Annotated in this window: 20 protein-coding genes; 11 read left to right on the forward strand and 9 right to left on the reverse strand. The window is 58.6% G+C overall.

What is annotated here, in order from left to right; all coding sequences use genetic code 11:
• Window positions 1-39: 39 nt before the first annotated feature.
• Complete coding sequence (locus tag S7A_RS21770; RefSeq protein ID WP_158000258.1) at window positions 40-618, forward strand: hypothetical protein; 579 nt, start codon at window positions 40-42, stop codon at window positions 616-618.
• Between the two features lie 560 nt (window positions 619-1178).
• Here the strand turns inward: S7A_RS21770 and S7A_RS18265 are convergent.
• The 5 genes from S7A_RS18265 to S7A_RS18285 form a co-directional block, all read right to left on the reverse strand.
• The gene (locus S7A_RS18265) at window positions 1179-2603 is read right to left on the reverse strand and encodes a trehalose-6-phosphate synthase (RefSeq protein ID WP_033736798.1); all 1425 of its coding nucleotides are present in this window, start codon (window positions 2601-2603) and stop codon (window positions 1179-1181) included.
• A gap of 118 nt (window positions 2604-2721) precedes the next feature.
• Window positions 2722-3270, reverse strand: a complete 549-nt coding sequence (locus S7A_RS18270) for a GNAT family N-acetyltransferase (RefSeq protein WP_009092799.1) — start codon at window positions 3268-3270, stop codon at window positions 2722-2724.
• 179 nt (window positions 3271-3449) lie between these two features.
• Window positions 3450-4136: an anti-sigma factor domain-containing protein gene (locus tag S7A_RS18275; protein WP_009092800.1), complete on the reverse strand. Its 687-nt coding sequence runs from the start codon at window positions 4134-4136 to the stop codon at window positions 3450-3452.
• Window positions 4133-4681: a sigma-70 family RNA polymerase sigma factor gene (locus S7A_RS18280; protein WP_009092801.1), complete on the reverse strand. Its 549-nt coding sequence runs from the start codon at window positions 4679-4681 to the stop codon at window positions 4133-4135. The genes S7A_RS18275 and S7A_RS18280 overlap by 4 nt, the downstream gene beginning before the upstream one ends.
• Window positions 4682-4742: 61 nt before the next feature.
• Window positions 4743-5303, reverse strand: coding sequence for a fasciclin domain-containing protein (locus tag S7A_RS18285; RefSeq protein ID WP_009092802.1), 561 nt, complete (start codon window positions 5301-5303; stop codon window positions 4743-4745).
• 558 nt (window positions 5304-5861) lie between these two features.
• Between S7A_RS18285 and S7A_RS18290 the strand changes: the two genes are divergently transcribed.
• The 5 genes from S7A_RS18290 (at window position 5862) to S7A_RS18310 (ending at window position 11334) form a co-directional block, all read left to right on the forward strand.
• Window positions 5862-6326, forward strand: coding sequence for a (2Fe-2S)-binding protein (locus tag S7A_RS18290; protein ID WP_009092803.1), 465 nt, complete (start codon window positions 5862-5864; stop codon window positions 6324-6326).
• On the forward strand, window positions 6323-7315 hold the full coding sequence (locus S7A_RS18295; protein WP_009092805.1) for a xanthine dehydrogenase family protein subunit M: 993 nt from the start codon (window positions 6323-6325) through the stop codon (window positions 7313-7315). The genes S7A_RS18290 and S7A_RS18295 overlap by 4 nt, the downstream gene beginning before the upstream one ends.
• Window positions 7312-9696, forward strand: a complete 2385-nt coding sequence (locus S7A_RS18300; RefSeq protein WP_009092806.1) for a xanthine dehydrogenase family protein molybdopterin-binding subunit — start codon at window positions 7312-7314, stop codon at window positions 9694-9696. The genes S7A_RS18295 and S7A_RS18300 overlap by 4 nt, the downstream gene beginning before the upstream one ends.
• A 91-nt stretch (window positions 9697-9787) precedes the next feature.
• Window positions 9788-10354 carry an NTP transferase domain-containing protein gene (locus S7A_RS18305; RefSeq protein WP_009092807.1) on the forward strand — a complete coding sequence of 189 codons (567 nt, stop codon included), beginning with the start codon at window positions 9788-9790 and terminating at the stop codon, window positions 10352-10354.
• Window positions 10351-11334 (forward strand): XdhC family protein, encoded by a 984-nt coding sequence (locus S7A_RS18310; RefSeq protein WP_009092808.1) that lies wholly within the window; start codon window positions 10351-10353, stop codon window positions 11332-11334. The genes S7A_RS18305 and S7A_RS18310 overlap by 4 nt, the downstream gene beginning before the upstream one ends.
• On the opposite strand, the gene S7A_RS18315 is transcribed toward S7A_RS18310, so the two are convergent.
• Window positions 11323-12459 carry an ABC transporter substrate-binding protein gene (locus S7A_RS18315; protein ID WP_009092809.1) on the reverse strand — a complete coding sequence of 379 codons (1137 nt, stop codon included), beginning with the start codon at window positions 12457-12459 and terminating at the stop codon, window positions 11323-11325. The genes S7A_RS18310 and S7A_RS18315 overlap by 12 nt on opposite strands.
• Complete coding sequence (locus tag S7A_RS18320; RefSeq protein ID WP_009092810.1) at window positions 12446-14569, reverse strand: TonB-dependent siderophore receptor; 2124 nt, start codon at window positions 14567-14569, stop codon at window positions 12446-12448. The genes S7A_RS18315 and S7A_RS18320 overlap by 14 nt, the downstream gene beginning before the upstream one ends.
• Window positions 14570-15038: 469 nt before the next feature.
• Here S7A_RS18320 and S7A_RS18325 point away from each other — a divergent pair, with 469 nt between their 5' ends.
• Window positions 15039-15929: a MurR/RpiR family transcriptional regulator gene (locus S7A_RS18325; protein ID WP_009092811.1), complete on the forward strand. Its 891-nt coding sequence runs from the start codon at window positions 15039-15041 to the stop codon at window positions 15927-15929.
• Between the two features lie 175 nt (window positions 15930-16104).
• A complete protein-coding gene (locus S7A_RS18330; protein ID WP_009092812.1) occupies window positions 16105-18078 on the forward strand; it encodes an autotransporter domain-containing esterase in 1974 nt (657 codons plus the stop codon).
• A 95-nt stretch (window positions 18079-18173) separates the two neighbouring features.
• Here S7A_RS18330 and sfnG read toward each other — a convergent pair whose 3' ends face one another.
• Entirely contained in the window at window positions 18174-19262 is a 1089-nt protein-coding gene (gene sfnG, locus S7A_RS18335) for a dimethylsulfone monooxygenase SfnG (RefSeq protein WP_009092813.1), read from the reverse strand.
• 308 nt (window positions 19263-19570) lie between these two features.
• Here sfnG and S7A_RS18340 point away from each other — a divergent pair, with 308 nt between their 5' ends.
• Window positions 19571-20038 carry a GNAT family N-acetyltransferase gene (locus S7A_RS18340; RefSeq protein WP_009092814.1) on the forward strand — a complete coding sequence of 156 codons (468 nt, stop codon included), beginning with the start codon at window positions 19571-19573 and terminating at the stop codon, window positions 20036-20038.
• A 93-nt stretch (window positions 20039-20131) separates the two neighbouring features.
• Window positions 20132-21010 carry a 23S rRNA pseudouridine(2604) synthase RluF gene (rluF, locus tag S7A_RS18345; protein WP_009092815.1) on the forward strand — a complete coding sequence of 293 codons (879 nt, stop codon included), beginning with the start codon at window positions 20132-20134 and terminating at the stop codon, window positions 21008-21010.
• A gap of 60 nt (window positions 21011-21070) precedes the next feature.
• Here rluF and S7A_RS18350 read toward each other — a convergent pair whose 3' ends face one another.
• Entirely contained in the window at window positions 21071-22123 is a 1053-nt protein-coding gene (locus tag S7A_RS18350) for an SDR family oxidoreductase (RefSeq protein ID WP_009092816.1), read from the reverse strand.
• Between the two features lie 103 nt (window positions 22124-22226).
• Here S7A_RS18350 and S7A_RS18355 point away from each other — a divergent pair, with 103 nt between their 5' ends.
• Window positions 22227-23123, forward strand: a complete 897-nt coding sequence (locus S7A_RS18355) for a LysR family transcriptional regulator (protein ID WP_009092817.1) — start codon at window positions 22227-22229, stop codon at window positions 23121-23123.
• Window positions 23124-23252 lie beyond the last annotated feature (129 nt).

Here is a 23252-nt window from a genome sequence, read left to right on the forward strand (position 1 = left end):
GCAGGCCTCTGTTAATAAGCATTTCTGCCTGAAACTTATATGAGCAAATTTACGCTGCACGGTTATCAAGCCGGTTATTCCGGATATCTTACCGGCACAGCAAGATTTTTCTTTATTTCTTACAATATCGAAGCGGATGCTTTGCGCAATTTTCTCATGAGGTCAGCTTGCTATTTCAGAACCCCGCTAGCCCGGCGATTCGTCCCGACCTGCAGTCCCACCCGGGCCACCATTACCACCGTTGCCTCCAGTGCCCGCATTGCCGTCAGCACCGTTTTTTCCGGGTCTGTTATCCCTGTCGCCTCCATTTTCACCATCACTGCCGTTACCGCCGTTTTTACCGCCATCGCCGCCCCGGCCCCCCGGCGTGTTATTTCCGCTTCCGCCATTACCGCCGTTCCCGCCATTGGCATCCCCGCTGCTGCTCGCAGTATGGTTATCATGATGGCGATGGCGGTGATGCTTATTGGCGTGACCGTTGTTATTTTTGCTGGCATGGGCACTGGCAGAGATAAAGGCACTCAGCGCAAAGGTAAGGAAAACAGTTTTAAGACAGTTCATTTTTCTCATGGCGACCTCAGCATAACAGGGCTTGTATCACTGGCCTCTGACAAATAATTCAAATCAGGCAGCGTCACTGCCGTCCGAAGTAAACGCAAGAAAAAACATGACGTATTTAATCTGAAATTATGAAATCTTAATCTTTCAGAATAATCCTGAGTGCATTAATAAAATCGGAAAAGCAGGTATTAAGTCGTTGTGACTTAAACTACCGTAAGTCACGTCTGGAAATATACTCACAAAAGCTGAGTTTGATGTTTCATTCGTTTTTATAGCGTGTAGCGTTATTTCCAGGTGTTACATAAAACATAACCATGATACTTAAATGACAGCCAGCAACTCAATCAGCGGTAAAAAATAAAGTCTCATATCAATAATCTGATAATAATTAGCTGCTTAATCTTTAAAAAAGATATTCTCCATGCGGCATTTATAATTCATCATGTACAAACAACCGCGAAGCTGTCACATAAGCTCATTCTGGTTTCAGGGGCCAACCCGTGAAGAGCTGAAAAACGTTGCCCATAAAAGCGGTTAAAAGCCTGCTCTGCTTCTATTCCGGCGACAGGCGTTGATGCATACAGGCGCATCATCCCGGACGTGGAGATAGCGCTGATTCAGTACCTCGCCCGGCTGCTGCTCAGGCGTGGAAAAACCGTTGGTGGCGGCAGTGACGCCGGTTCATCCGGCACGTTAATCAGCATGCGCAGAAAGGACCCGGCCCAGGCATGGCTGTTGTGTATATGCAGGATGTTCATCAGACGGGCATGCAGATTTCGCCGTTCGCGTAACGGCATCTGCAATGCAGTATGTACCGCACTGGCCATGCCGTCAGGATCGTATGGGTTAACGGTGATGGCACCCTCCAGCTGCTCGGCTGCACCGGCAAACTGGGAGAGGATCAGCACGCCGGGATTATTCGGGTCCTGCAGAGCGACATACATTTTGGCCATCAGGCTCATGCCCGCCATTAATGGCGTCACCAGCGCCACGCGTGAGGCACGATAGATCCCGGCCTGTTCCTCGCGGCTGTAAGCCTGCGTCAGATAGTTCACCGGATACCAGTTCATGGCGCCATGTACCCCGTTAAACTCTCCGCAGCGCGCCTCCAGTGCCTGGCCCACTGCGGAGGCATCATGTTCGTGTCCGGCTGCCGGTGAGGCCAGTTGCAGCAGCGTAATGTTTTTCTGATAGCAGTCATGTCTGCGCAGCAACACTTCAAGAGTGCTGATTCGGTAAGGCAGGCCTGAACTCTCATCAAGATGGCCGCCGCTGAGCACCCTGTTTTCCGGCAGGCTGTCGCGGCACTGCATCTCCATAAAGGCACAGCTGTTGCTCTCGCGCAGAGCCTGGACATCATCCAGGTCAATCCCCACCGGAAATACGCCTACCCTGATAATCCGGCCGTGAACACGAAAACAGTGCGACTCCAGGCGTTCAGTCCGGAATTCCCCCTCCAGCCAGACGATAAAGTTATTCATATCCTGCACGGTCTGAAAGCCAATCAGATCGCAACACAACAGCGACTCCGTCAGCCAGCGCCATTCAGGAATGGTTTCAAATATTCTGCCCGCAGGGAAAGGCTGATGCAGGAAAAAACCCACGGGCTGGGTCAGTCCCTCTTCACGGAGAAAAGCGGCACAGCCAAGCAGGTGATAATCCTGAATCCAGATAACATCATCGGGCGTGATGTTTTCACAAATCGCGCGCGCAAAGGCTTTATTAAGGCTTTTATACGCCTGGAAGCCGCTGGCGGAAAACCGGGCCATGTCGGGGCGCTGATGAAAAACGGGCCAGAGCCCTTTGTGAATATAATGGCGATACCCCTCATTCAGCTCGCCCGGCGTCATCGGGAAGGTAACGGTTTCATACTGGCCTGTCTGCTGTACGGCGCAGGGTCTTGGTGCATCGTCAGGGATGACGCTGCTTTTGCCATCCCAGCTAATCCAGAGTCCTCCCTGTCGGGAGAGAATGCCGTCATAGATAGCTGTAAGCGTCGAACGTTGACACTGATTATGAGAAACAAGGATCAGGCCTGACATGATGTATTCCTTAAGGGCCGGCTGCAGGCAGGCAAAAGCGCCGCGCAGCCTGTCGCTGTTAATCGGAGGTCGGAGAATAAACTGAAGAAAACCGCTCATGCGTGTGCGCCCCGACGGCTTAATGCCTGCTGGCGCTGTTTGTGCAAACCGGGGTGTGATTCCCGTCATGCAGCGTCGTCACGTAGACGCCGGGTAATGGTGGAAAAGCCATAAATCCGTTGCGTTCGAAAAAGTCCGGAACGGGCTCGCCCATGGCGATGATATTACGGCAGCCTCTGGCGCCGGGATGCGACAGGCAACAGTGCAGCAGCCATGAGCCGAGCCCGACGAAACGATACTCGGGTGAAATGAACAGATTCCTGATCACCCAGGTCTCCACCATGTCGGTCACGACCCGGGCAAAACCGATTTGCCGGCCATTGCGGTAAAGACCAAAACAGAGGCTGCTGTTCAGCGCCAGCGTCAGTGAGCGGGCATCCGGGAGGGTTGCGCCCAGCCACTGCGCAATCAGGCGCGTGTTCAGCAGCGTCGGATCCGTATTGACCTCAATGGCATCTCTGAACCATTTGCGGGGTGAGATAAGACGCAGGCGCTGTTGTTCAGCAAGCTCAGCCACGGCAGTATCGCTGCCTCCCGCTATGGAATAGGGCTTAGTAAAACATTTCATCCACGACTTCCCTGAACATGGGCGCAGAGGCGCCCGGAGTCGCTAATTAAAACGTTCAGCCCGTAAAAAAGGCGTAAAAAGAAACGGATGAAGTGTAAAAACGCTGCAAATCAGTTACCAGACTTAAGGAATCGAAAATCGGGCGTGCAGCAGCGACCTCTGATCCTGGCCTTATCACCTCATGCGCCTGGCGATGAAGGCCGCGTGACCTTGCCCTGGAAAATGACCGGTCCGGACGGTCCGCTTAACGTTGATCCTCCAACCGGTTCCAGGCTTATCGCCAGGACCGTCTGATGATCTAACGTACCAGGAAGAAGCGGGAAAACGTTATGGTCAGGGTGCGTAATGAGGCCCAGCGATCGCGGCGGGGCACTGCCTCTGATCAGCCACAGCTGCAGGTTCTTGTTTTGCGGCAGCGTAATGTTAAGCGCAGAAAGCTGAAGGTGTGAAGCGGCCCTGTCCAGCGTCACCACAAATTGTGCATCGGGCTGCGTGCCACTGAGAACCGCAATCGGCTGCTGCGTCTCGGGGATCTCCGGCTTGTCCAGGTAAGTAAAAAGGAGCAGACCCGAGAGTGCCGCAGCAAGGCCCCAGCCCAGCCAGACGCCGGGATGGCGGAGCGGCAGTTTTGTGGTGGCAGCGTTCCGGTTAAGATCCCGCTCAATCTGCCGCCAGACAGCCGCGCGAGGTGTGGCCTCCGGGGTGATCAGATCGATACCGCTGAACGCTTTCTGCCAGTGCAGCACCTCCGCGGCAAAGGCGTCATCTTCAGTCAGGCGTTTATCCAGCCTGAGACGGGTTTCCGGGTCGCTGAGTCCCAGGACATATTCTGCCGCCATCAGATCGTCGTGTTCGGGACCATTCATAGGCCTATGCACTCCCGAAGGTGAGTTAACGCGCGCCGGATCCAGCTTTTTACCGTTCCTTCAGGCTGCCTCATGGAGAGGGCAATCTCACTCTGGGACAGGCCACGGTAGTAGGCGAGCGAGAGGCTTTGTCGCTCTTCAGCAGGTAAGTGTGCCATACAGTGCTGAAGCCGCCGCGCCTCTGCTTGACTCTCATCGGCGGGAAGAGATATCTGAAAACCCGCTTCCGCTTCGCCAATCTCTTCCATAGAGCAGCACCGGTTCTCATGTTTACGCAGGAAATCGATCGCCCGATTACGGGCAATGTGACTCAGCCAGATCTGCGGTTCACTGCGCCGCTCATCGTAATAGGTTGCTGACTGCCAGATTTGAATAAAGGTATCGTGCAGGATCTCTTCTGCCCAGTCCCGCCGTCTGACCATCCGCAGAATAATGCCGTAAAGTCGGGGCGAGAGGACGCGGTAAAGCTGCGCGAGTGCCGCTTTGTCGCCGCAGGCTATCCGGTTCATTAAGTCGGCCTGAATCGGGGGCACATTTTTTGTCATCGGCTTCCCTGTGAAAGGTGTGACCACCGTGCTGGTGGCCACACACAGTATAGGTAATGCGTTATGGCATCAGCACGGTGTCGATGACATCAATAACGCCGTTACTCTGGTTGACATCATACGTTGTAATGCTGGCAATATTGCCCTGCGCATCTTTGAGCTGGATATTATGCGGGCCATTTGCCATCACCCACAGCGACGCACCATTCACCGTTTTCAGCTCGGCCTTGCCGCCACCCGCTTTGATCTTCTTCTCCAGTGCTTGCATATCCAGTTTTCCTGAGACCACATGGTAGGTCAGGATGCTGGTGAGTTTCTCTTTGTTCTCTGGTTTCAGCAGAGAGTCGACCGTGCCCTGCGGCAGTTTTTCAAACGCCTCATTGGTGGGTGCAAAAACAGTGAATGGGCCTTTGCCTTCGAGCGTCGGAACCAGCCCGGCGGCTTTAACGGCGGCCACCAGCGTGGTGTGGTCCTTTGAGTTAATGGCATTCTGTACGATATTTTTCGACGGGTACATGGCGGCACCGCCGACCATCACCGTGTCGCTGCTCATGCTCGCCGCGTAAGTGGCACTGCTGAAAACTAAAGCTGAAAAAATCAGAGTTGGCAGGAATGCTTTCATTTTCACTTCCCTCATTGAGTTTGCAGACAGGGCCAGAGTGCCCCTGTCTGTTAATACGAATGAGCGAGGAAAACGGATGAAAGAAATTTAAAATATTTTTCTGTCATCCCATCTGCCTGAACCCAAAGCCAGCCCCACACAGACAGATTGTCCGGGTGGGATGTAACGTCGCTTTGCAGCCTGCCACTACACCTGAAAATCGCCGCGTGCTAGATGTTACTGAAAAATCTTAGCGAAAAAGTCATACAGGCCGCCGTTAGGGTTGTATTCAAAAGACGTCCTGATAAAAACCTATAAATCAATTATTTATAGGTTTTTAAGCCACGCGGCTATGCCCGTTTCGGCCGCTCAGCGCTTCGGATAACGCTGACTTTCCCCAATCCTTCCGCCAGATTGCGAAAAAGCTGCTAAACCTTAAGTCAGAGATACGCGCGTAAAGATTAGGGTTATCACGCTATTCCCCGATTCAGATCCCGTCAGCAGTAAGCCAATAAAAACTATATCTTTCAGCCCGCCAACAATGGGAAGCAGACAATGTCGGAAAAAATATCGCTAACAATGCAGGTCAATGGCCAGCCGCAACAGATGCAGGTCGACCCGCGGGTCACGCTGCTCGACGCACTGCGCGAGCATCTTAATCTGACCGGTACGAAAAAAGGGTGCGACCAGGGACAGTGCGGAGCCTGCACGGTGCTGATAAATGGTGAAAGGGTGCTGAGTTGTCTGACCCTGGCGGTTCAGGCGAACAACGCGCAGGTGACCAGCATCGAAGGGCTGGCCTCCGCCGAAGGTGAACTGCACCCGGTGCAGCGCTGCTTTATGGAAAATGATGCCTTTCAGTGTGGCTACTGCACGCCGGGCCAGATTATGTCTGCCGTCGCCTGTATTAAAGAGGGCCATGCCGGGTCAGAGGATGAGATCCGTGAATATATGAGCGGCAACCTCTGCCGCTGCGGCGCCTATCCCCACATCGTGGATGCGATTAAACAGGCCGCCGCCGAAATGGCGAAGGAGTCGGCATGAATGAATTCAGCTGGAAAGTAGCGCAGTCGCCTGAAGACGCCGCCGCACTGAAACAGCAGGCTGGTGGCCAGTTGCTGGCGGGGGGCACCACGCAGCTCGATCTGATGAAGTGTGGGGTTTTCACGCCACCGCAGCTAATTGGCATTACCGGACTGACCACACTTAAAACCCTGCAGTTTGATGAAAACCGCATCACGGCGGGTGCGCTGGTCACCATGAGCCAGCTGGCCGATCATCCCGAGTGTCAGCAGAGGGCACCAGCCATCTACGGCAGCCTCTGGCAGGCCGCATCGCCGCAGATCCGCAACATGGCGACGCTGGGAGGCAACCTGCGTCAGCGCACCCGCTGCGCCTACTACCGCGACCCGGCGACCTTCTCTGCCTGTAATAAGCGCAACCCCGGCTCCGGCTGTGCCGCACGGGATGGCGTCAACAGCAACCACGCTATTCTGGGTGCCAGTGACAGCTGTATTGCCGTCTATCCGGGCGATCTGGCGGTCGCGCTGGTGGCGTTTGACGCCATTGTGGTGGTGCAGAATCAGCAGGGTGAGACCCGCCGCATCGCGATTGATGACTTCTTCCTGCTGCCCGGTGATTCGCCCGATCGTGAGCACGACCTGCGCGAGGATGAGATCATTGTGGCGATCGAAGTGCCGCAGACCACGTCCCTTCGTCACTCACATTACCTGAAAGTCCGGGATCGCAGCTCCTACGAATTTGCCGCCGCCAGTGCCGCCGCGGGCTTTACGCTGGAGAACGGGGTCATGCGCCAGGTGCATATTGCGCTGGGTGGCGTGGCGACCAAACCCTGGCGGGTCAGGTCGGTTGAGCAGGCGCTGGAGGGACAGCCGTTCAATGAAGAGACGGTGTTCCAGGCCGCAGAGCTGATCACGCAGGAGACGCAGGCGCTGGCTCACAACGCCTATAAAGTAAAACTGGCGCCGCGGGTCATCGCCCGCGCGCTGATGGCAGCAGGAGAAACCGCATGAGTGACGTGAATGACAAGGTGCGTCGGGATTTATTAAAGGCCACGGCGGCGATCTCAGCGGCGGGCAGCCTGGGGCTGCACATGCAGAGTGTCAGCGCCAGCGACAGCGCCACGGCTATGCCAGAAACGGCCAGTCCGGTTCAGGGATTAGGCGCAGCACGCTCCCGGGGTGACGGCAAAGTGAAAGTCACCGGTGAAGCGCGCTACGCGGTCGAGCATCAGCCGGAAAATCCGCTGTATGGTGTGGTCATCCAGTCCACCGTCGCCAGCGGTCGTATCAGCCGGATGTCCGTGGAAAAAGCGCAGCAGGCCACAGGCGTGCTGGCGGTCTACACCCACCTGAACCCGCTGAAGATTAACAAGCCCACCGCCATCGCAGACGGTGGCGCAGCGCAGTCAACCTATACCCCGATTCAGGACGACAAGATCATCCACAATGGTCAGAACATCGGGCTGGTGGTGGCAGAAACCTTTGAACAGGCTACCTGGGCCGCCTCGCTGGTTGAGATTGAGTATGAAACGTCCAGAGGCCTGATTTTCGCCACCGATGAGGGCGTGGAGCCGAAACCGGTGTCGAAGCAGGATATCGATATGGGTGACGCAGAGCAGGCGATGCAGCAGGCCGACGTGCGTCTGAGCGAGCGTTACACCACCCCGCGCGAATACAACATGCCGATGGAGCCGCACGCCTGCGTGGCACACTGGCAGGAGGGCAGGATCACCGTCTGGGAGCCCAGTCAGTGGGTGGCGGGCGCGCAGGTGGAGATCGCCGAGTGGATGGGCATTGAAACCGAAGCCGTGCGGATTATCTCGCCTTACGTCGGCGGCGGCTTTGGTTCAAAACCGGTGCCTTACACCCACGTTGCACTGGCGTGCGTGGCGTCACGCGCGCTGAAGCGCCCGATCAAAGTGTCGCTGACCCGCCCGCAGACCTTTACCGGCCTGGGCGGTCGTCCGGCTACCTCGCAGCAGCTGGAGCTGGGCGCGTCGCGTGACGGTAAAATTCAGGCGATTATCCAGCGCAGCTTCAGTGAAACGTCACTGATTGACGTCTTCGCCGAGAACTGCAGCAAGGTGACCGCCCGCATGTATGCGGTGGAGAACGTCTCCGCTCAGCATCAGGTGCGCCCGATCAACACCGTTACGCCTGGCTGGATGCGCGCGCCGGGTGAAAATCCCAGCGCCTTTGGCCTTGAAGTAGCCATGGATGAGATGGCCTATGCCCTGAACATCGACCCGCTGGAACTGCGGCTGCGCAACTGGGCCGATAAAGATTACCAGCTGGATCTCCCCTGGAGTTCGCGCCGTCTGAAAGAGGCGTATCAGAAAGGAGCAGAGGCGTTTGGCTGGGACAGGCGGATTATGACGCCGCGCTCAATGCGGGAAGGACGCGAACTGATTGGCTGGGGCATGGCCTCCGGCACCTATCCGGTCAACAAACTGCCGGCGGAGGCGAAAATCATCCTGACGCCGCAGGGCCGGTTTGTGGTGCAGTGTGCAGGCGCAGATATCGGTACCGGCACCTACACAATTCTGGCGCAGACCGCCGCCGACATTCTGGGCGTCGACTCCACCACCATTGAGGTTGAGCTGGGTGACACCCGCTTACCGCGCGCCGGCGTCGCGGGCGGTTCGCAGCTGGCAGGTAACGTCACCGCCGCAGTGAACGACACCGCTAAAAGAATGCGCGCGCAGCTTCTGAAGCTGGCCAGCGAGCTGTCACAGTCACCGCTCAATGGCACCCCCGCCTCTCAGCTCACGCTGAAAGGCGACGCCGTGCAGCACACTCTGCGCAGCGGGCTGGCGGTTTCACTGGCACAGCTGGCGACGCTGGCACCGGCAGAGAGCCTCACGGTCACTGGCGGCACCTTCCCGGATGATATGTCGCAAAGCGAGCGCGACAAAATGGTGCGCAACCTGAACGACATGAGCCGTCCCGAAGCGTTTTCGGCGCACAGCTGGAGCGCGCAGTTTGTGGAAGTGCGGGTTGATGAGGATTTCGGCACCATCCGGGTAAAACGCATGGTGGCCGCGCTCGACAGTGGCCGACTCTACAATCCGAAACTGGCACGCAGCCAGTGGATTGGCGGGATGATCATGGGGGTCGGTCAGGCGCTGATGGAAGAGGGCATTATCGATCCGCGTAATGGCCGGGTGATCAATAACAACCTGGCGGACTACCTGGTGCCGGTCAACGGCGACATTCCGAGCATTACCACGATCAACGTGGGGGAGCCCGATTTTGAGGCGACCACGATGGGCGGGAAAGCCGTCGGTGAGCTGGGGATTGTCGGCGTGGCGGCGGCGATCAGTAATGCCGTGTTCCACGCGACCGGCAAGCGCGTCCGCGATCTGCCGATTACGCTCGACAAGATCATCTGAGACGGTTCCTGACCTGCTCCGGCAGGCCGGACAGAGGTCAGGCGGGCGCAGGCTGAGGGCTGCGCCCGTTTTTACGCTGCAGGGAGAGAGTGTGAAGATAGCGTTAATTGTGCTGGCTGCCGGACTGAGCCGCCGTTTTCGTCAGCAGGCGGGCGAGCATAAGTTACTGGCCCGCCTTGATGGCAAACCGGTGCTTCAACATACGCTGGAGCAGGCCGCGGCCAGTGGACTTGACTTGTTCGTGGTGACGCGTTCCGACGCCGCTGCGCTTCAGGCGCTCTGCACCTCCGCGACGCTGGTATTGTGTGACAGCGGCGGACTGGGGGAGTCGATCGCGGCAGGCGTTAACGCCACGCGCGACTATGACGGCTGGCTGATTGCGCTGGGAGATATGCCGTTTGTGTCAGCCGCGAGTTACCGCGCCGTTAGCACGGCGCTGGCAGACGCGCCTGTCGTCCGGCCTTGGGTGGCGGGCAGGCCGGGGCATCCGGTGGGCTTTCAGCGTCACTGTTATCCGGTCCTGAGCAGCCTGCAGGGCGACAGCGGACCGCAGGCGCTGGTGAACGCGTCTGCCGTCCGCCTGCCGCTGCACGATCGCGGCTGTCTGTGTGACATCGATTTTCCTGCCGATCTGCAGTTAATAAAGGAATTCTCATGATAACGCTGGATCAACGTGTCATTAATGCCGCCCTCAGCCATTCTCAGGCGGGGCGGGCAGTGTGGCTCTGCACGGTGCTGCGCACCTACGGCTCCTCCCCGCGCGCACCGGGGACACTCATGACGGTCAGTGAGACCGGAGAGAGTTGCGGCTCGCTGTCGGGCGGCTGTATCGAAGAGGATTTTCTGGCGCAGCTGGCTACCGGGGCTTACCGCGACAGCAGTCAGCGGGTGCGTTACGGCGAAGGCGGGATGCGGCCTGATGTCAGCCTGCCCTGTGGCGGCAGTCTGGAGATCGTTATTGAGTTTCTGCCGCCCGATGAGGCCACGCTGGCCCTGCTGACGGCGATGCAGCGGGCGCTGAGCGGTCAGCAGCCGCTGGTAAAAATGATACGCCCCGGTGAACGGGCGCAGTGGGAGGCGATCGCCGCCAGTCGGGTGTTGCCCGCACTGGATGCCAGCGAGCAGCAGATCGTGCTGCCGGTGGGGGCGATCCCGGAACTGCTGGTCGCGGGCTATTCCAGCGTGGCCTATGAGTGCATCCGGCTCGGCCAGATTCTGGGTTTCCATGTGCGGGTCTGTGAGCACCGTCCGGAGATGCTGACGGAGCTGGAGAGCCATTTCGGCGGCGCGGACAACGTGACGCTGGTGTCACAGCATCCGGCGCGCTGGCTGGAACTGAACGGGGCGCATGCGGCGGTGGCGATTGTGGCGCTGACCCACGATCCGCGCATCGACGATTTGACCATGATGGAGGCGATCGCCACCCCTGCCTTCTACATCGGCATCATGGGCTCAGCCAAAAACAGTGAGAAGCGGCGGGCGCGTCTGCAACAGATCGGCGGTATGGATCGTGCCGAACTGGATCGCATCCATGCGCCCATCGGTCTGCCTATCGGCAGCAAAACCCCGGCAGAGATTGCGCTGTCGGTAATGGCCGATATTGTCCGCATCAAAAACGGCGGCCAGTCAGCCGCCTGACCGCGCCGTGTCCGGTGCCAGCCGGTAGAGGTAAGTGCCGGAGAAGGGGATCGGCAGAAATCGCTGAAACAGTTCACGCAACGTCTGCTCCGGGTCAACATCGCTGAACAGCTGCGGATAGAGCGTGGTGGCAAAGAACTCGGTTGCCACCACGTGCCACGGACTGAGGTAGAAGTTGTGCCAGATCGCCCCGGTGTGGCCGTCCCGCAGTGCGGTCAGCTGCTTCAGGGCGTGCTGCTGACCGGTCAGTGCCAGCAGGCTCTGCCGGGTCTGCGCGGCAGAGACGTCGGGTCCGAGTTGAAGTGCCCCAGCCTCATCCGCGCTGCCGGTGCCGGTGGCAAAGTAGAAGTCGGGCCGGGCGGCGATGACGCTCTCCTCGCTCAGTCGCCCGAACACCCCTTTGACCTGCTGGCTGGCGATGTTATCCCCGCCGGCAAAGCGCAGCAGGTCGCCCAGATTACCCTTTACCGAGGTCACGCAGCATTCATTTCGTCGGCCAAGATGCAGCTGCAACAGCACGCGGGGCCGGGGGCCAGGGTAATCAGCCAGCCGCGTTTCAATGCGCTGCATATGGGTGCGGTAAAAATGATTAAACTCAGCAGCCCGCTGAGGCTGATTCAGCACGTCCCCCAGCAGCGTCATGCTGCGTTCCGTATTGTTCAGCAGGTCAACCCGCAGGTCGATCTTAACCACCGGGATATGCGCCGCGCTGAGCATCTTCTCCAGCAGGGCGCCGTTTTCACCGTCACGCGCCAGCTGCGGCAGGATAACCACGTCGGGTCTGAGTGCAATTACCTGTTCAGGGTTCATGTCATTGACCCCATCCAGCCCCAGTGGCGTAATCTCGCGCATCTGCGGAAACTGGCGGGCAAAAGCCTGCCAGGTCTGAGGATCATACTTTTTCAGGTCGAGCGGCCACCCCACGATATGCTGCAGCGGATTGCCTGGGGTCAGCAGCGCGACGCTGTAGAGCATCCGGCTTTCACCCAGCACGATGCGTTGCGGATGATCGGGAATTGTCACCTGGCGACCGGTGATGTCGGTCAGCGTCCGCGCGCCTGCGCCGGTGCTGATGCAGAGCAGGCCAAGCAGCAGCCCGGTACGCAGCGATTTAAAATTCCACACGGGCCTGTACCATCAGGTTACGGGTTTCACCTTCACGGACGCGCAGATTGCCGCCGCTTGAACTGTAGTAGTGCTGGTTGAACAGGTTATTCAGATTCAGACGCAGCTGGGTTTTTTCACCAAACAGGCGATTGTTCCACGCCACAAAGGTATCTGCCACCACATAGTCGGGCAGGGTAAAGCTGTTATCAGGATCGCCTGCACGGGTGCCGACATAGCGGGCACCGCCGCCGAGTCGCAGTGAGCCTGGCAACCCGCTGACCTGCATCTCATGACTCAGATAGAGCGCACCGGACTGGCGCGGCGCATTCTGCAGCCGGTTGCCGTTGTTGTCGGGATTGACCCGGTCGCTGACAATCTCCGCCTGGTCATAGCTGTAGCTGGCGCTGAGATCCCAGCCGGGAGAAATCTCGCCGTTCAGCTCAAACTCCGCGCCGGTGGATCGCGCCTTATCAATCGCCCGCGTGCTGCCATTGATATTCAGCGACATCGCCTTTTCATCAATGCGATAGAGGGCCACGGTCGCCAGGAGTGTCGGTGACAGCTGCCATTTACTGCCGACCTCCCAGCTGGTGCCCTGTTCCGGCTTGCCGACGTTGCCATTGTCATCCACGTCGGTGGAAGGGGTAAACGACTTGCTCACGCTGGTGTAGAACGAGAGATCGGGCGTCAGTTTATAGATCACCCCTGCCTGCGGCAGAAATTTATTTCCCTCATCGTTCAGGGTTTCCACCTGAGGATTCACACCGCGAGAGGCCCGCTGTTCGTAGTGCTGATAGCGGCCGCCCAGCACCACAATCCAGTCGGGCGAGAGCGAAATGCTGTCCTTGAGGTAGAGTGAACGGCTGTGAATGCGGTTCAGGTTATTGGCCGCGGTTCTGTTTTCCGTGCTGGCATCGGTCACCGGAGAGAGCAGGTCATAGTCGGGACTGAAGTAGTTGAACTGACGGTTGACCCTGCCCTGATACTGATGCGCGCGGTAGGTCTGGTTCATCTCATAGTCTGTCCCCGCCACCAGCGCGTGCGACATACCGAAGATTTCTGGATTCCCCAGCAGATCCCAGCTGACATATTTGGTTTTATGGTTAAAACCACGATTGGCATCGGCACGGCGCGTGACCACGCCGCTGCTGGCATTCACCGCCGTCACCCGCACTTCATTATTGTCATAGCGCCGCTGGTTCCAGCCCAGGGTCAGACGGGTGGTCCACTCGTCGTTAAACTGCCAGTCGTAGTGCGCGTTCAGGGTTTTGTTATGTCCCCAGGCGTGATTGGCTTTGTCATCCAGACGATCTTTATAGCCGATATCAATCGGCCGGCCATTGATAAAGGCGGTGCCGCGATCGTAGGGGATATCATAACGGTAGTCGGCATAGCTGATCAGAAAGCTGGCCTGCTCACCGAACCATTGCAGTGAGGGGGCCACCAGCGTGTGCTCCTCACGGCCGAAGTTGCGCCAGTAATCCTGATTCTGTTTCTCGGCAATCAGCCGGAAGGCGAAACCCTTGCCCAGCGGCCCGGTGACGTCCAGCGTACCTGCTCCGCCGCCTTCGCTGGCGTAGCGTCCGCTGACGCTGGAGTGCCAGTTGTACTGCGGCTTTTTGCTGACCACATTGATGATGCCGCCCGGATTCTGAATGCCATAGAGCAGGGAGGAGGAGCCTTTCAGCACCTCCACCCGCTCCGTGGTGGCATCGACGTTAAGGCCCTGACTGCTGCGGATCCCATCACGGTAGATCGACCCGTCGGCATTGCTGCCGAAGCCGCGTCGCACAAAGCCATCCTCGGTTCCGGCCAGGGTGTTCGCTTCGCTCACCCCGCTGACAAAACGCATCGCTTCTGCCAGCGAGCTGACCTGATAATCCTCCAACTGCTGCTGTGTCACCACGCTGACCGACTGCGCTTCATCAAGCCGGGCAGTGGGCATTTTGCTGGCAACGCTGCTCTGGCTGGCGCTGTAATTTCCCTCCGGATTCGCCTCTGCGGTGACGGTGATATCCGGTGCGCTGTCGGTTGCTGCTTCAGCCTGCGGCAGCAGGATGCTGCCGCAGATCGCCACGACCAGAGCAGAGTGCCGGGCCGGATAACGGGAGTCTGAACTGTTTTTCATTTTTCTTTTCGTTTCTGAAGCTGAGGTCAATATCGCCCGGCATGACCTTCTGTCGGTCACACAGGGCTTCCCTGGAGGTCTTCTGCAACATGCAGTGTGTTAAACAGCGAAGCGTTAAGCCGGAAGGGGGAAAGAACCTCTCACCGCCCCGACGACAATGCTTCTCATCTGTAATTGAGAATCATTCAATCATCAGCCGGTGTAGTAGTAAATATAATTTAATCGTAAAATACTACATTTCGCCTGAGGCAAATTTTCAGCGGAAGGCTAAGCGAAGCTGTGTTTATCTATCTGTAATATAATTAAATTATTTATTTTTAGCCTGAATGGTGACGCTTAATCCACAGCGTTATCAGGTGAATAATCAGACACCCCGACTCTTTCACTACATCTTTTTCGCCGATCGAGTCGTGAAAATGAGAGCGTAATTGAGAGACGAAAAATTTTACCCCCCCCAATCAGGTGAAGCATGAAATCGATCCGGACAGTAAAGAACAGAACCGATGTGCTGGCAGAGCGCCTGCGCGCCAGGGAAAAGCAGCTCTCGCCGCGTCTGCTTGCCGTAGCCCGTTACCTTGATCAACAGCGCGAAACGGTGCTGGAGAGCACGGCGATGGAGATCGCCCTGGCAAATCAGACCTCAGATGCCACCGTCATCCGCGCGATTCAGGCCCTGGGTTTTAGCGGCCTGCGCGACCTGAAAGAGACGCTGAAAGTCTGGTTCGGGCCGGCGCTGACCTCCGAAGATAAGATGGTGACGACCGTCAGTGAGGTGACCAGCGACGTGAGCAGCGCCATCGACTTTGTGCTGTCGGGCCACCGCCACGCCTGTGAGGTGCTCTCTCAGCCGCAGAACCGCGTGGCGGTCGCGGATGCGGTCACATTGCTGAGCGAAGCGCGCGCCGTCGCGATTTTTGGCATCAACGCATCGGGCATTCTGGCGGACTATAGCGTGCGGCTGCTTAACCGCATCGGCCTGCCAGCCTTTTCACTGAACCGTTCTGGTGTGGCGCTGGCTGAACAGATGCTGGCGATGCAGCGGGGCGATGTGCTGGTGATGATGGCGCAGCAGTCGGCGCACCGGGAGGGGACAACGGTCGTGCGTGAGGCGAAACGGCTCGGCATTCCGCTTGTGCTGCTGACCAACGCCACCGACTCCTTTTTTGCCCGCGAAGCCGATGTGGTGATCAACGTGCCTCGCGGCGGTGAAAAAGGGCGCATTCCGCTGCATGGCACCATCATGGTCTGTCTGGAGATGCTGATCCTGTCGGTGGCTTCTGCGATGCCGCAGCGCACGGTCAAAACCATGAAACGTCTGCAGGATTTCTATCGTGGCCTGAAGCCCGCCACTAAAAAGTAGCCGTGCTGACTCCGCTGTGGCTGGTGCGGCCGCAGACCGCTTTCACGCCAGATTTTTCCCGCTTTGCGAGCCAGATCTCGCCTTTTTCTCAGCCTCTTTCGCCGGACGACTACGCTTACTGCTAACCGTGCCATCGGGTGCGGTTCATCCTCTTTACCCCTGTGCGGAGCTGCTGATGAAACCCCTTCACGCGCAAACCCTTTTCTGCTGTGCGATCCTGAGTCTGCTGTCACCGTTGCCCGCCGCGGCATGGAGCCACCTCACCGTCTTTGGCGACAGCCTGAGCGATGGGGGGAACGTAGGGCGCTTTACCTATGATGGCGCAACCCACCCGCTCTATGACGAGATCGTCGCGCAGTCGCTGGGCGATACCTTACGTCCTTCATCGCAGGGCGGAAACAACTATGCCGAGGGCGGCGCCGTCGCGGTACCGGCGATCAATCCCCTGTTTAATACCCAGGATCAGCTGCAAAGTTATCTGGCATCCCGCGGCGGGCGGGCCGATCCCGATGGCCTCTATATCCACTGGATCGGCGGCAATGACTTAGCGGCGGCGGCGCTCTCCCCCCTGATTGCCCGGCAGCTGGTCGATAACAGCGCCGGTGCGGCGGCCTTACAGGTTGGCCGGTTGCTGGATGCCGGCGCCGGAACGGTGATTGTGCCGACGGTGCCCAACGTGGGGGCCACCCCCGCGCTGTTGCAGGCGATTCTGCAGACGCTCGGACCCGCCGCACAACCGGCCACGGCGGCGCTGTTTCAGTCGCTGAGCACCCGCACCACGCCAGACCGGGCCGCGCGCGAGCAGGCGATTGAAACGGCCCTGGGTGAGGCGGCGGGGCAGCTTTCTGCGATTCCGCCGATCCGTGAGGCGCTCGCGCAGCAGCTGATTGCTGCCTGGCGGTTGCTGAGTGAGGCCGCCTCGGCGCTGACCGACCGTTACAATCAGGCCGAAGAGGAGGGGCTGCTGGCGGCCCGCGGCAACATCGCCCGGGTAGATATCAATGGCCTGTTTAATGAGGTGATCGATAATCCGTTCCGCTATGGACTCACCAACACCGCCGGCATGGCCTGCCCGCCCGGCGTGTCGTCGATGGACTGCACTGCTTCCACGCCGGGATTTTCATCCTCGCAGCAGTATCTGTTTGCCGACCGGCTGCATCCCAGCCCGGCAGTCCATGCGCTGATCGCCGATTACATTCAGTCAGTGCTGAACGCACCGCTGCAGGTGGCGGCGCTGAGCCGTGCCCCCTCAATGCTGGTGGGCGATGCGCAGAATACGCTGGATGGGCATCTGCAGCAGCAGCGTCAGCAGCCCGCAGAGGCGGGCACGTTAACCGTTTTTGGCGGTTACGCCGGGCAGCAGCGGGATTTTCGTGGCGACAGTCTGCTGGATGGGGATGCCACCAGCGCCACCGGCACCGTGGGGGTCGGCTATCAGCTGACCGATGCGTGGCAGGCCGGCGCGATGCTCTCCACCACCTCGCAGCGCCAGCAGCCCTCGTCGCGCTTCGATTACCGCTTGCGCGGTAATCTGGTGGCGATCTGGAGCCAGCTGAACTACCTCGACCACGGCTGGATAAACGCGGACGCCCACTATGCCGACCTTGATTTCGACGATATTAAACGCCAGGTGAAACTGGGGCCTGCGACCCGTACCGAACAGGGTAACAGTGGCGGGAAAGTGCTGGGGATGCGGGTGCAGACCGGCTGGGATCTTCCCGTTAGCCGTTACGTCACGACCGGGCCGGTGGCGAGCTATGCGCTCGACTACACGCGGGTCGGCGGCTATCAGGAAGAGGGCAACAGCAGCACCTCTATGCGCTTTGGCGACCAGACGCTGCACGCCCAGGTCGGCTCCCTGGGCTGGCGTATCGACAGCAAAGATTTGCCGGTCAATCCCTGGGCGCAGATCAGTTACAACCATCAGTTTGGTAACAGTGATTCCGCGGTAACGGCCGGACTGAAATCGACCCGTACCGCCTTTACCCGCAGCAGTGATGGCACAGATGACAACTGGATCAACATGGCCGTGGGAGCCAGCGTGCCGCTGGGTGCCGCAGTGAATGCCTTTGCTGGCGTTTCAGCCGTGGCGGGTAACAGTGAGACGCATCAGGTGACGTGGAACGTGGGAGTGAATGCCCGTTTTTAACCGGGCAGATCAACGGCGCTGACGTCCTGAACCTGCCGCCCTCCAGCGCGGAGCGGCAGGTAACCTGCAGCAGAGCCAGCAAAAAAAGGCGGCAGCTATGCGCGGACCAGTGCTTCCTGCGCCTCCAGCTCACGCACCCGGGGTATGACCTCGCGTCCGAAGAATTCCACTTCTTCATGAAAGTGCAGAAACGCCAGCAGCAGCAGATCCACACCAGCCCGCTTCAGCGCGATAATCCGTTCGGCAATCTGCTGCGGTGTACCGATCAGGTTGGTTTTAAAGCCATCGTTATACTGCACCAGATCCTCAAACGACGATTTCGCCCAGTTTCCCTCGCCCTCCGGTGATGCGCTGCCCGCATTTCTGACCTCATGCTGAAAGCCTTTGACCGCATCCGGGTTAGCTTTGCGGATGATCTCCTGCAGCACCGCCTGCGCCTCCTGTTCACTGTCACGGGCAATCACAAAACCGTTCAGGCCGATCCGCACTTTGTGCTGGTTGACGCTGGCTTTCGCCCTGATGTCGGCCACCTGCTGACGCACCCCCTCCGGGGTATTGCCGTTGGTGAAGTACCAGTCTGACACCCGGGCGGCCATATCCCGCGCCGCCCGTGAACTGCCGCCCTGAAAAATTTCCGGCAGCGGTGACAGCGGTTTCGGTTTCATGGCGTAGTCGCGAAAGCGATAAAAATCCCCGGCAAAGGTAAAGCTCTCTTCGCGCCAGATGCCGCGCAGGCAGCGGATAAACTCTTCCGAGCGCAGGTAACGCTCTTCATGATCGAGCCAGGGTTCGCCGATCGCCTTAAATTCGCCCCGGAACCAGCCGCTGACAATATTCACGGCGATGCGCGGCCCATAGAGATGACTGATGGTGGCGATCTGCTTCGCCGCGAGCACCGGATTCCACGGGCCGGGCAGCAGAGCCGCAATTACTTTCAATCGCGACGTCTGGCTGAGCAGATCCTGAGAAAAGGTGACCGACTCATGCTGATTATCCGCGCCGTAACCGGCGGTAAAACGAATCTGCGTCAGTGCGTAGTCAAAGCCCGCCTCTTCGGCAATCTGTGCCAGTTTCCGGTTGTATCCGGCATCCCAGCGGGTACGCTGCTCTATCTGACTGATCACCAGTCCGCCTGAGACATTCGGCACCCAGTAGGCGAACTGCAGGGGTTGAGTTTCTGACATTGTGCTCTCCTGATATAGCTGAATCACTGGTAACGTAAGTTTGTCCAAACTTTCAGATATAAAAGAAAAGGCTAAGCAGTAACCATGCCAGTCAGTAAGCCGCTGTTTTAACAACAGTGAATCCGGATTGACGCCGCCGGTGCTGTTGCAGATGCAGCAGGATGAAAACAGCCGGTTTGCCAATGCAACAGCCCTGTTTTGCAGGTAGCCGAGTGCGCCACAACGTGGTGTGATAGCGAACCGGGGATTCAGCAAAAGGAGGGCAGTATGATAGTCAGAGAAGCCTCGCCTGAAGAGGCGCATCGTTTATGGGAGATCAGAAATCGGGCGATCCGCCACGGCTGCTATGGGAGATCAGAAATCGGGCGATCCGCCACGGCTGCCAGCATGCCTATCCGCCAGAGGTGCTGACCGCCTGGACGCCAGACCGGATGCCCGCCAGCTTTCCGGCGATGATCCGCGAGAACCCCTTTTTCGTGATTGATGGCCCGGCCGGCGAGCCGGTTGCGACCGGATTGCTGGATCTCAGCGCGGCCAGCGTGGAGGCGATTTTTACGCTGCCTGAATTTACCGGACAGGGCCTGGCGGGCCGGATTATCGACAGAATCAAAGCGGAGGCGCTACAGCGTGGCTATCACCGTCTGACGCTGGCTTCGACGCCCAATGCTGCCGGCTTTTATCAGCAGCATGGCTTCCGGGTTCTGGGCGAAAGTCTCTATCCTTCGAAGCTGGCGGGCTGTGCGTTACGCTGTGTGGAGATGGCGATTACGCTCTGACGCTCTGCTGCGCGGGGCGTGCCACAAGTTTCCCGCGCAAAGACTTCGCAAGCTCACGCCGGTAAGGTATAGTCCGCGTTTTTTGGAGGAACCATGCTGACTGACTCATCAACTCGTCTCAATAAATACATCAGCGAGAGCGGTATCTGCTCCCGCCGCGACGCCGATCGATACATCGAGCAGGGCAACGTTTTCATTAACGGCAAACGCGCCACTGTGGGCGCGCAGGTATTTGCAGGCGATGTGGTGAAGGTGAATGGTCAGCTGATCGAGCCGCGTGATGAAGAGGATCTGGTGCTGATCGCGCTGAACAAACCGGTGGGGATTATCACCACGATGGAAGAGGGCGAGCGCGATAACATCAGCGACTTCGTTAATCACAGTAAGCGCGTCTTCCCGATTGGCCGTCTTGATAAAGATTCTCAGGGCCTGATTTTCCTGACCAACCACGGCGATCTGGTCAATAAAATCCTGCGCGCCGGTAACAACCACGAGAAAGAGTATGTGGTGACCGTCGACAAACCGATCACCGATGAGTTTATTGCCGGTATGGGCGCGGGCGTGCCCATGCTCGGCACCGTCACCAAAAAGTGCAAAGTGAAAAAGGAAGCGCCGTTTGTCTTCCGTATCACGCTGGTGCAGGGGCTGAATCGCCAGATCCGCCGTATGTGTAAGCACTTTGGCTATGAAGTGACGAAGCTTGAGCGTACCCGCATCATGAACGTCAATCTCAAAGGCATACCGCTGGGCGAGTGGCGCGATCTGACTGACGACGAACTCATTGAGCTGTTTAAACTGCTGGAAAATTCTTCGTCTGAAGAAAAACCGGCAAAGAAAGCCAAAGCGCCTGCTAAACCTGCGGCGGGAAAAAAACCGCAGAAAGGCCCGGCGAAACCGGTTGAAAAAACGGATGCCAGTGGTGCCTCACGCAAGCGCTTTACCCAGCCGGGCCGCAAGAAAAAAGGGCGCTGAGACCTTGCCGTCGCAGAGCGCCACCCCTGCGCGCTCTGCCTCACGTCTCTGATCCGGGCCTCACGGGATGAGGCGGGCCGCTCTGAAGCGACTGAACAGATCGCAAAACATCTGATCCGTCGCGCGATAGTGGTGAAACCCCGCCCGCCGCAGCTTGCTGCCATCACCAAACATGTCGTAATCCCAGCCAAAGACAAAATCCGCAAATGTTCCATCACTCAGGGCCAGAATGTCGGGCTGCACCAGGGCGTTCTCTTGCGCAATCTTCCGCCAGAGCCCACGGTAATCCTGAAAAAGCTGCCGGAAGGAGAGAGCAACTGGCGGCGCGATCGCCAGTTCAAACCAGGCGGCGATGACCGGCCACAGTTCACTCCAGCGCCAGAGATCGCCATTGTTGATATTAAAGGCCTGGTTGGCCGCCGCAGGCGCACGCGCGGCCCAGAGCGTCGCATCGGCAAGCAGTGAGGCGTCGGTAAAATCGACCATGCTGTGCCAGGTTGCCAGTGAACCGGGAAAGCGTAACGGCAGCTGCGCCGCCCGGCAGAGGGAAGCATACAGCGCCAGACTCAGGGCCAGATTCATGCTGTTGCCCGGCCGGTCGCTGCCCACCACGCCGGGTCGCAGGGCGCTCCAGTGCCAGGCTTTACCCTGCTGCTGTGCGCTCAGCCAGGCCAGCTGTGCGGCGTTAAATTCGGCACCCGGCACACCGGGGTCGCTCTCCCGCGCCGGGGTTTTGAACCGGCCCAGATGCGCGCCGTAGACTTTGTATCCCTGCATCAGGCTGACATGCTCAAGCGGCGCGATAGCCTCAATGACCCGCACCAGATTCTGCAGCATCGCCAGATTAGGCTCCACCATCGCCTGCCAGTCAGCGGCGCTGAGCCAGGCACTGTAGAAGAGATGCGTGACGTCAGTCAGCGAAGCGAGCTGCTGCGCACTCTGCTCTGGATCCCGCAAATCGACCTGGAAGGTTTCCATCCCGCTCCCGGCAGCGGCAGCGCGGTGGGTCAGCGCCCTGACCTGCCAGTGATTGTCAGCCAGCGCCTGGCAGAGTTGCTGCCCGACAATCCCGCTGGCGCCTGCCACTAATGCCACCCTGTTTTTCTGCGTCATGCTTACCTCCACTCTCTTGTTGAGTAACGGAACGCATTCTCACCTGCCAAAGATTCTGATTAAATCCTACCAACCGGATACCACTTATCAGGAAAATCATTAAATGCAGAACAAACTTAACGCCATTCAGACCTTCATCCGGGTGGCGGAAGCGGGCTCCTTCTCGGCGGCGGCACGACAGAACGGCATGAAACAATCGGCCGTGAGTCAGCAGATTGCAGCGCTTGAGGAGGCGCTGGGCGTCGTGCTGCTGCACCGCACCACCCGCAGCATGGCGCTGACGGAGCAGGGGCAGCGTTATCTGCAGCAGGTCAGACACCTGCTCAATGCGATGGAGGAGCTGGAGCAGCAACTGCGGCCCGACTCGCAACCGCTGAGCGGGAGGGTGCACATCCAGTTACCGAGCGGCATCGGGCAGCGGTTGATGCCGTCTCTGATTGCGTTCCAGCAGGCGCATCCGGCCCTGCAGTTAACCCTTGCACTGGAAGATCGTCTGTCAGACCTGATTGCGGAGGGCGTTGACCTGGCAATTCGCCTGAGTGAGTCGCCGCCCGCCACGCTGGCGGCCCGGGTACTGACCACCGTTGAAACCGTGCTGGTGGCGTCCCCTGACTGGATCGCCCGTCACGGTACACTCCAGACGCCGGCTGAGCTGGCGCATCATCCCCATGTCCGTTTCAGCGGCGTTTCCCCGGACGCCCCGCTGCAGTTGCTCTCAGCGACAGAGAGGATTTCCGTTCCGGTGAAAAGCGTGTTTCGCGCCAACAACAGCGATGCCCTGCGGCAGGCTCTGGAGGCCGGGCTGGGGATTGGCGGATTGCAGACCCCGATTGGCGCGGAGGCGCTGGCATCCGGCAGGCTGGTACGGCTGTTACCGGACTGGCGGCTTCCTGATCGCTATCTCTATGCCATTTTCCCTAATGCCCGTTTTATTCCTCACCGGGTACGCGCGCTGGTGGCGCGGTTGAGTGAAACACTCAAAACCCTCGCGCAGTTGTGATCTCATAAGCCGGACATCGCGCGTCATCAGGACGCGCCTCTCAGCTGCCTGCTCTGTGTGGTGAAAGATCCTCTGTCGTTCCGCCGGACCACATCCGCCACGGCCATTAAGCGGTCACATTCAGAACAG

Origin of the sequence: Pantoea sp. Sc1 (genome assembly GCF_000255315.1) — a bacterium.
GTDB classification, from domain to species: Bacteria; Pseudomonadota; Gammaproteobacteria; order Enterobacterales; family Enterobacteriaceae; genus Pantoea; species Pantoea anthophila.

Excerpts from the sequence above, each read along its gene's own strand:
- S7A_RS21770 (WP_158000258.1), top strand. The coding sequence starts at position 40 with ATGAGCAAATTTACGCTGCACGGTTATCAAGCCGGTTATTCCGGATAT.
- S7A_RS18265 (WP_033736798.1), bottom strand. The coding sequence starts at position 2,603 with ATGTCAGGCCTGATCCTTGTTTCTCATAATCAGTGTCAACGTTCGACG.
- S7A_RS18270 (WP_009092799.1), bottom strand. The coding sequence starts at position 3,270 with ATGAAATGTTTTACTAAGCCCTATTCCATAGCGGGAGGCAGCGATACT.
- S7A_RS18275 (WP_009092800.1), bottom strand. The coding sequence starts at position 4,136 with ATGAATGGTCCCGAACACGACGATCTGATGGCGGCAGAATATGTCCTG.
- S7A_RS18280 (WP_009092801.1), bottom strand. The coding sequence starts at position 4,681 with ATGACAAAAAATGTGCCCCCGATTCAGGCCGACTTAATGAACCGGATA.
- S7A_RS18285 (WP_009092802.1), bottom strand. The coding sequence starts at position 5,303 with ATGAAAGCATTCCTGCCAACTCTGATTTTTTCAGCTTTAGTTTTCAGC.
- S7A_RS18290 (WP_009092803.1), top strand. The coding sequence starts at position 5,862 with ATGCAGGTCAATGGCCAGCCGCAACAGATGCAGGTCGACCCGCGGGTC.
- S7A_RS18295 (WP_009092805.1), top strand. The coding sequence starts at position 6,323 with ATGAATGAATTCAGCTGGAAAGTAGCGCAGTCGCCTGAAGACGCCGCC.
- S7A_RS18300 (WP_009092806.1), top strand. The coding sequence starts at position 7,312 with ATGAGTGACGTGAATGACAAGGTGCGTCGGGATTTATTAAAGGCCACG.
- S7A_RS18310 (WP_009092808.1), top strand. The coding sequence starts at position 10,351 with ATGATAACGCTGGATCAACGTGTCATTAATGCCGCCCTCAGCCATTCT.
- S7A_RS18320 (WP_009092810.1), bottom strand. The coding sequence starts at position 14,569 with ATGAAAAACAGTTCAGACTCCCGTTATCCGGCCCGGCACTCTGCTCTG.
- S7A_RS18325 (WP_009092811.1), top strand. The coding sequence starts at position 15,039 with ATGAAATCGATCCGGACAGTAAAGAACAGAACCGATGTGCTGGCAGAG.
- S7A_RS18330 (WP_009092812.1), top strand. The coding sequence starts at position 16,105 with ATGAAACCCCTTCACGCGCAAACCCTTTTCTGCTGTGCGATCCTGAGT.
- sfnG (WP_009092813.1), bottom strand. The coding sequence starts at position 19,262 with ATGTCAGAAACTCAACCCCTGCAGTTCGCCTACTGGGTGCCGAATGTC.
- S7A_RS18340 (WP_009092814.1), top strand. The coding sequence starts at position 19,571 with ATGGGAGATCAGAAATCGGGCGATCCGCCACGGCTGCTATGGGAGATC.
- rluF (WP_009092815.1), top strand. The coding sequence starts at position 20,132 with ATGCTGACTGACTCATCAACTCGTCTCAATAAATACATCAGCGAGAGC.
- S7A_RS18350 (WP_009092816.1), bottom strand. The coding sequence starts at position 22,123 with ATGACGCAGAAAAACAGGGTGGCATTAGTGGCAGGCGCCAGCGGGATT.
- S7A_RS18355 (WP_009092817.1), top strand. The coding sequence starts at position 22,227 with ATGCAGAACAAACTTAACGCCATTCAGACCTTCATCCGGGTGGCGGAA.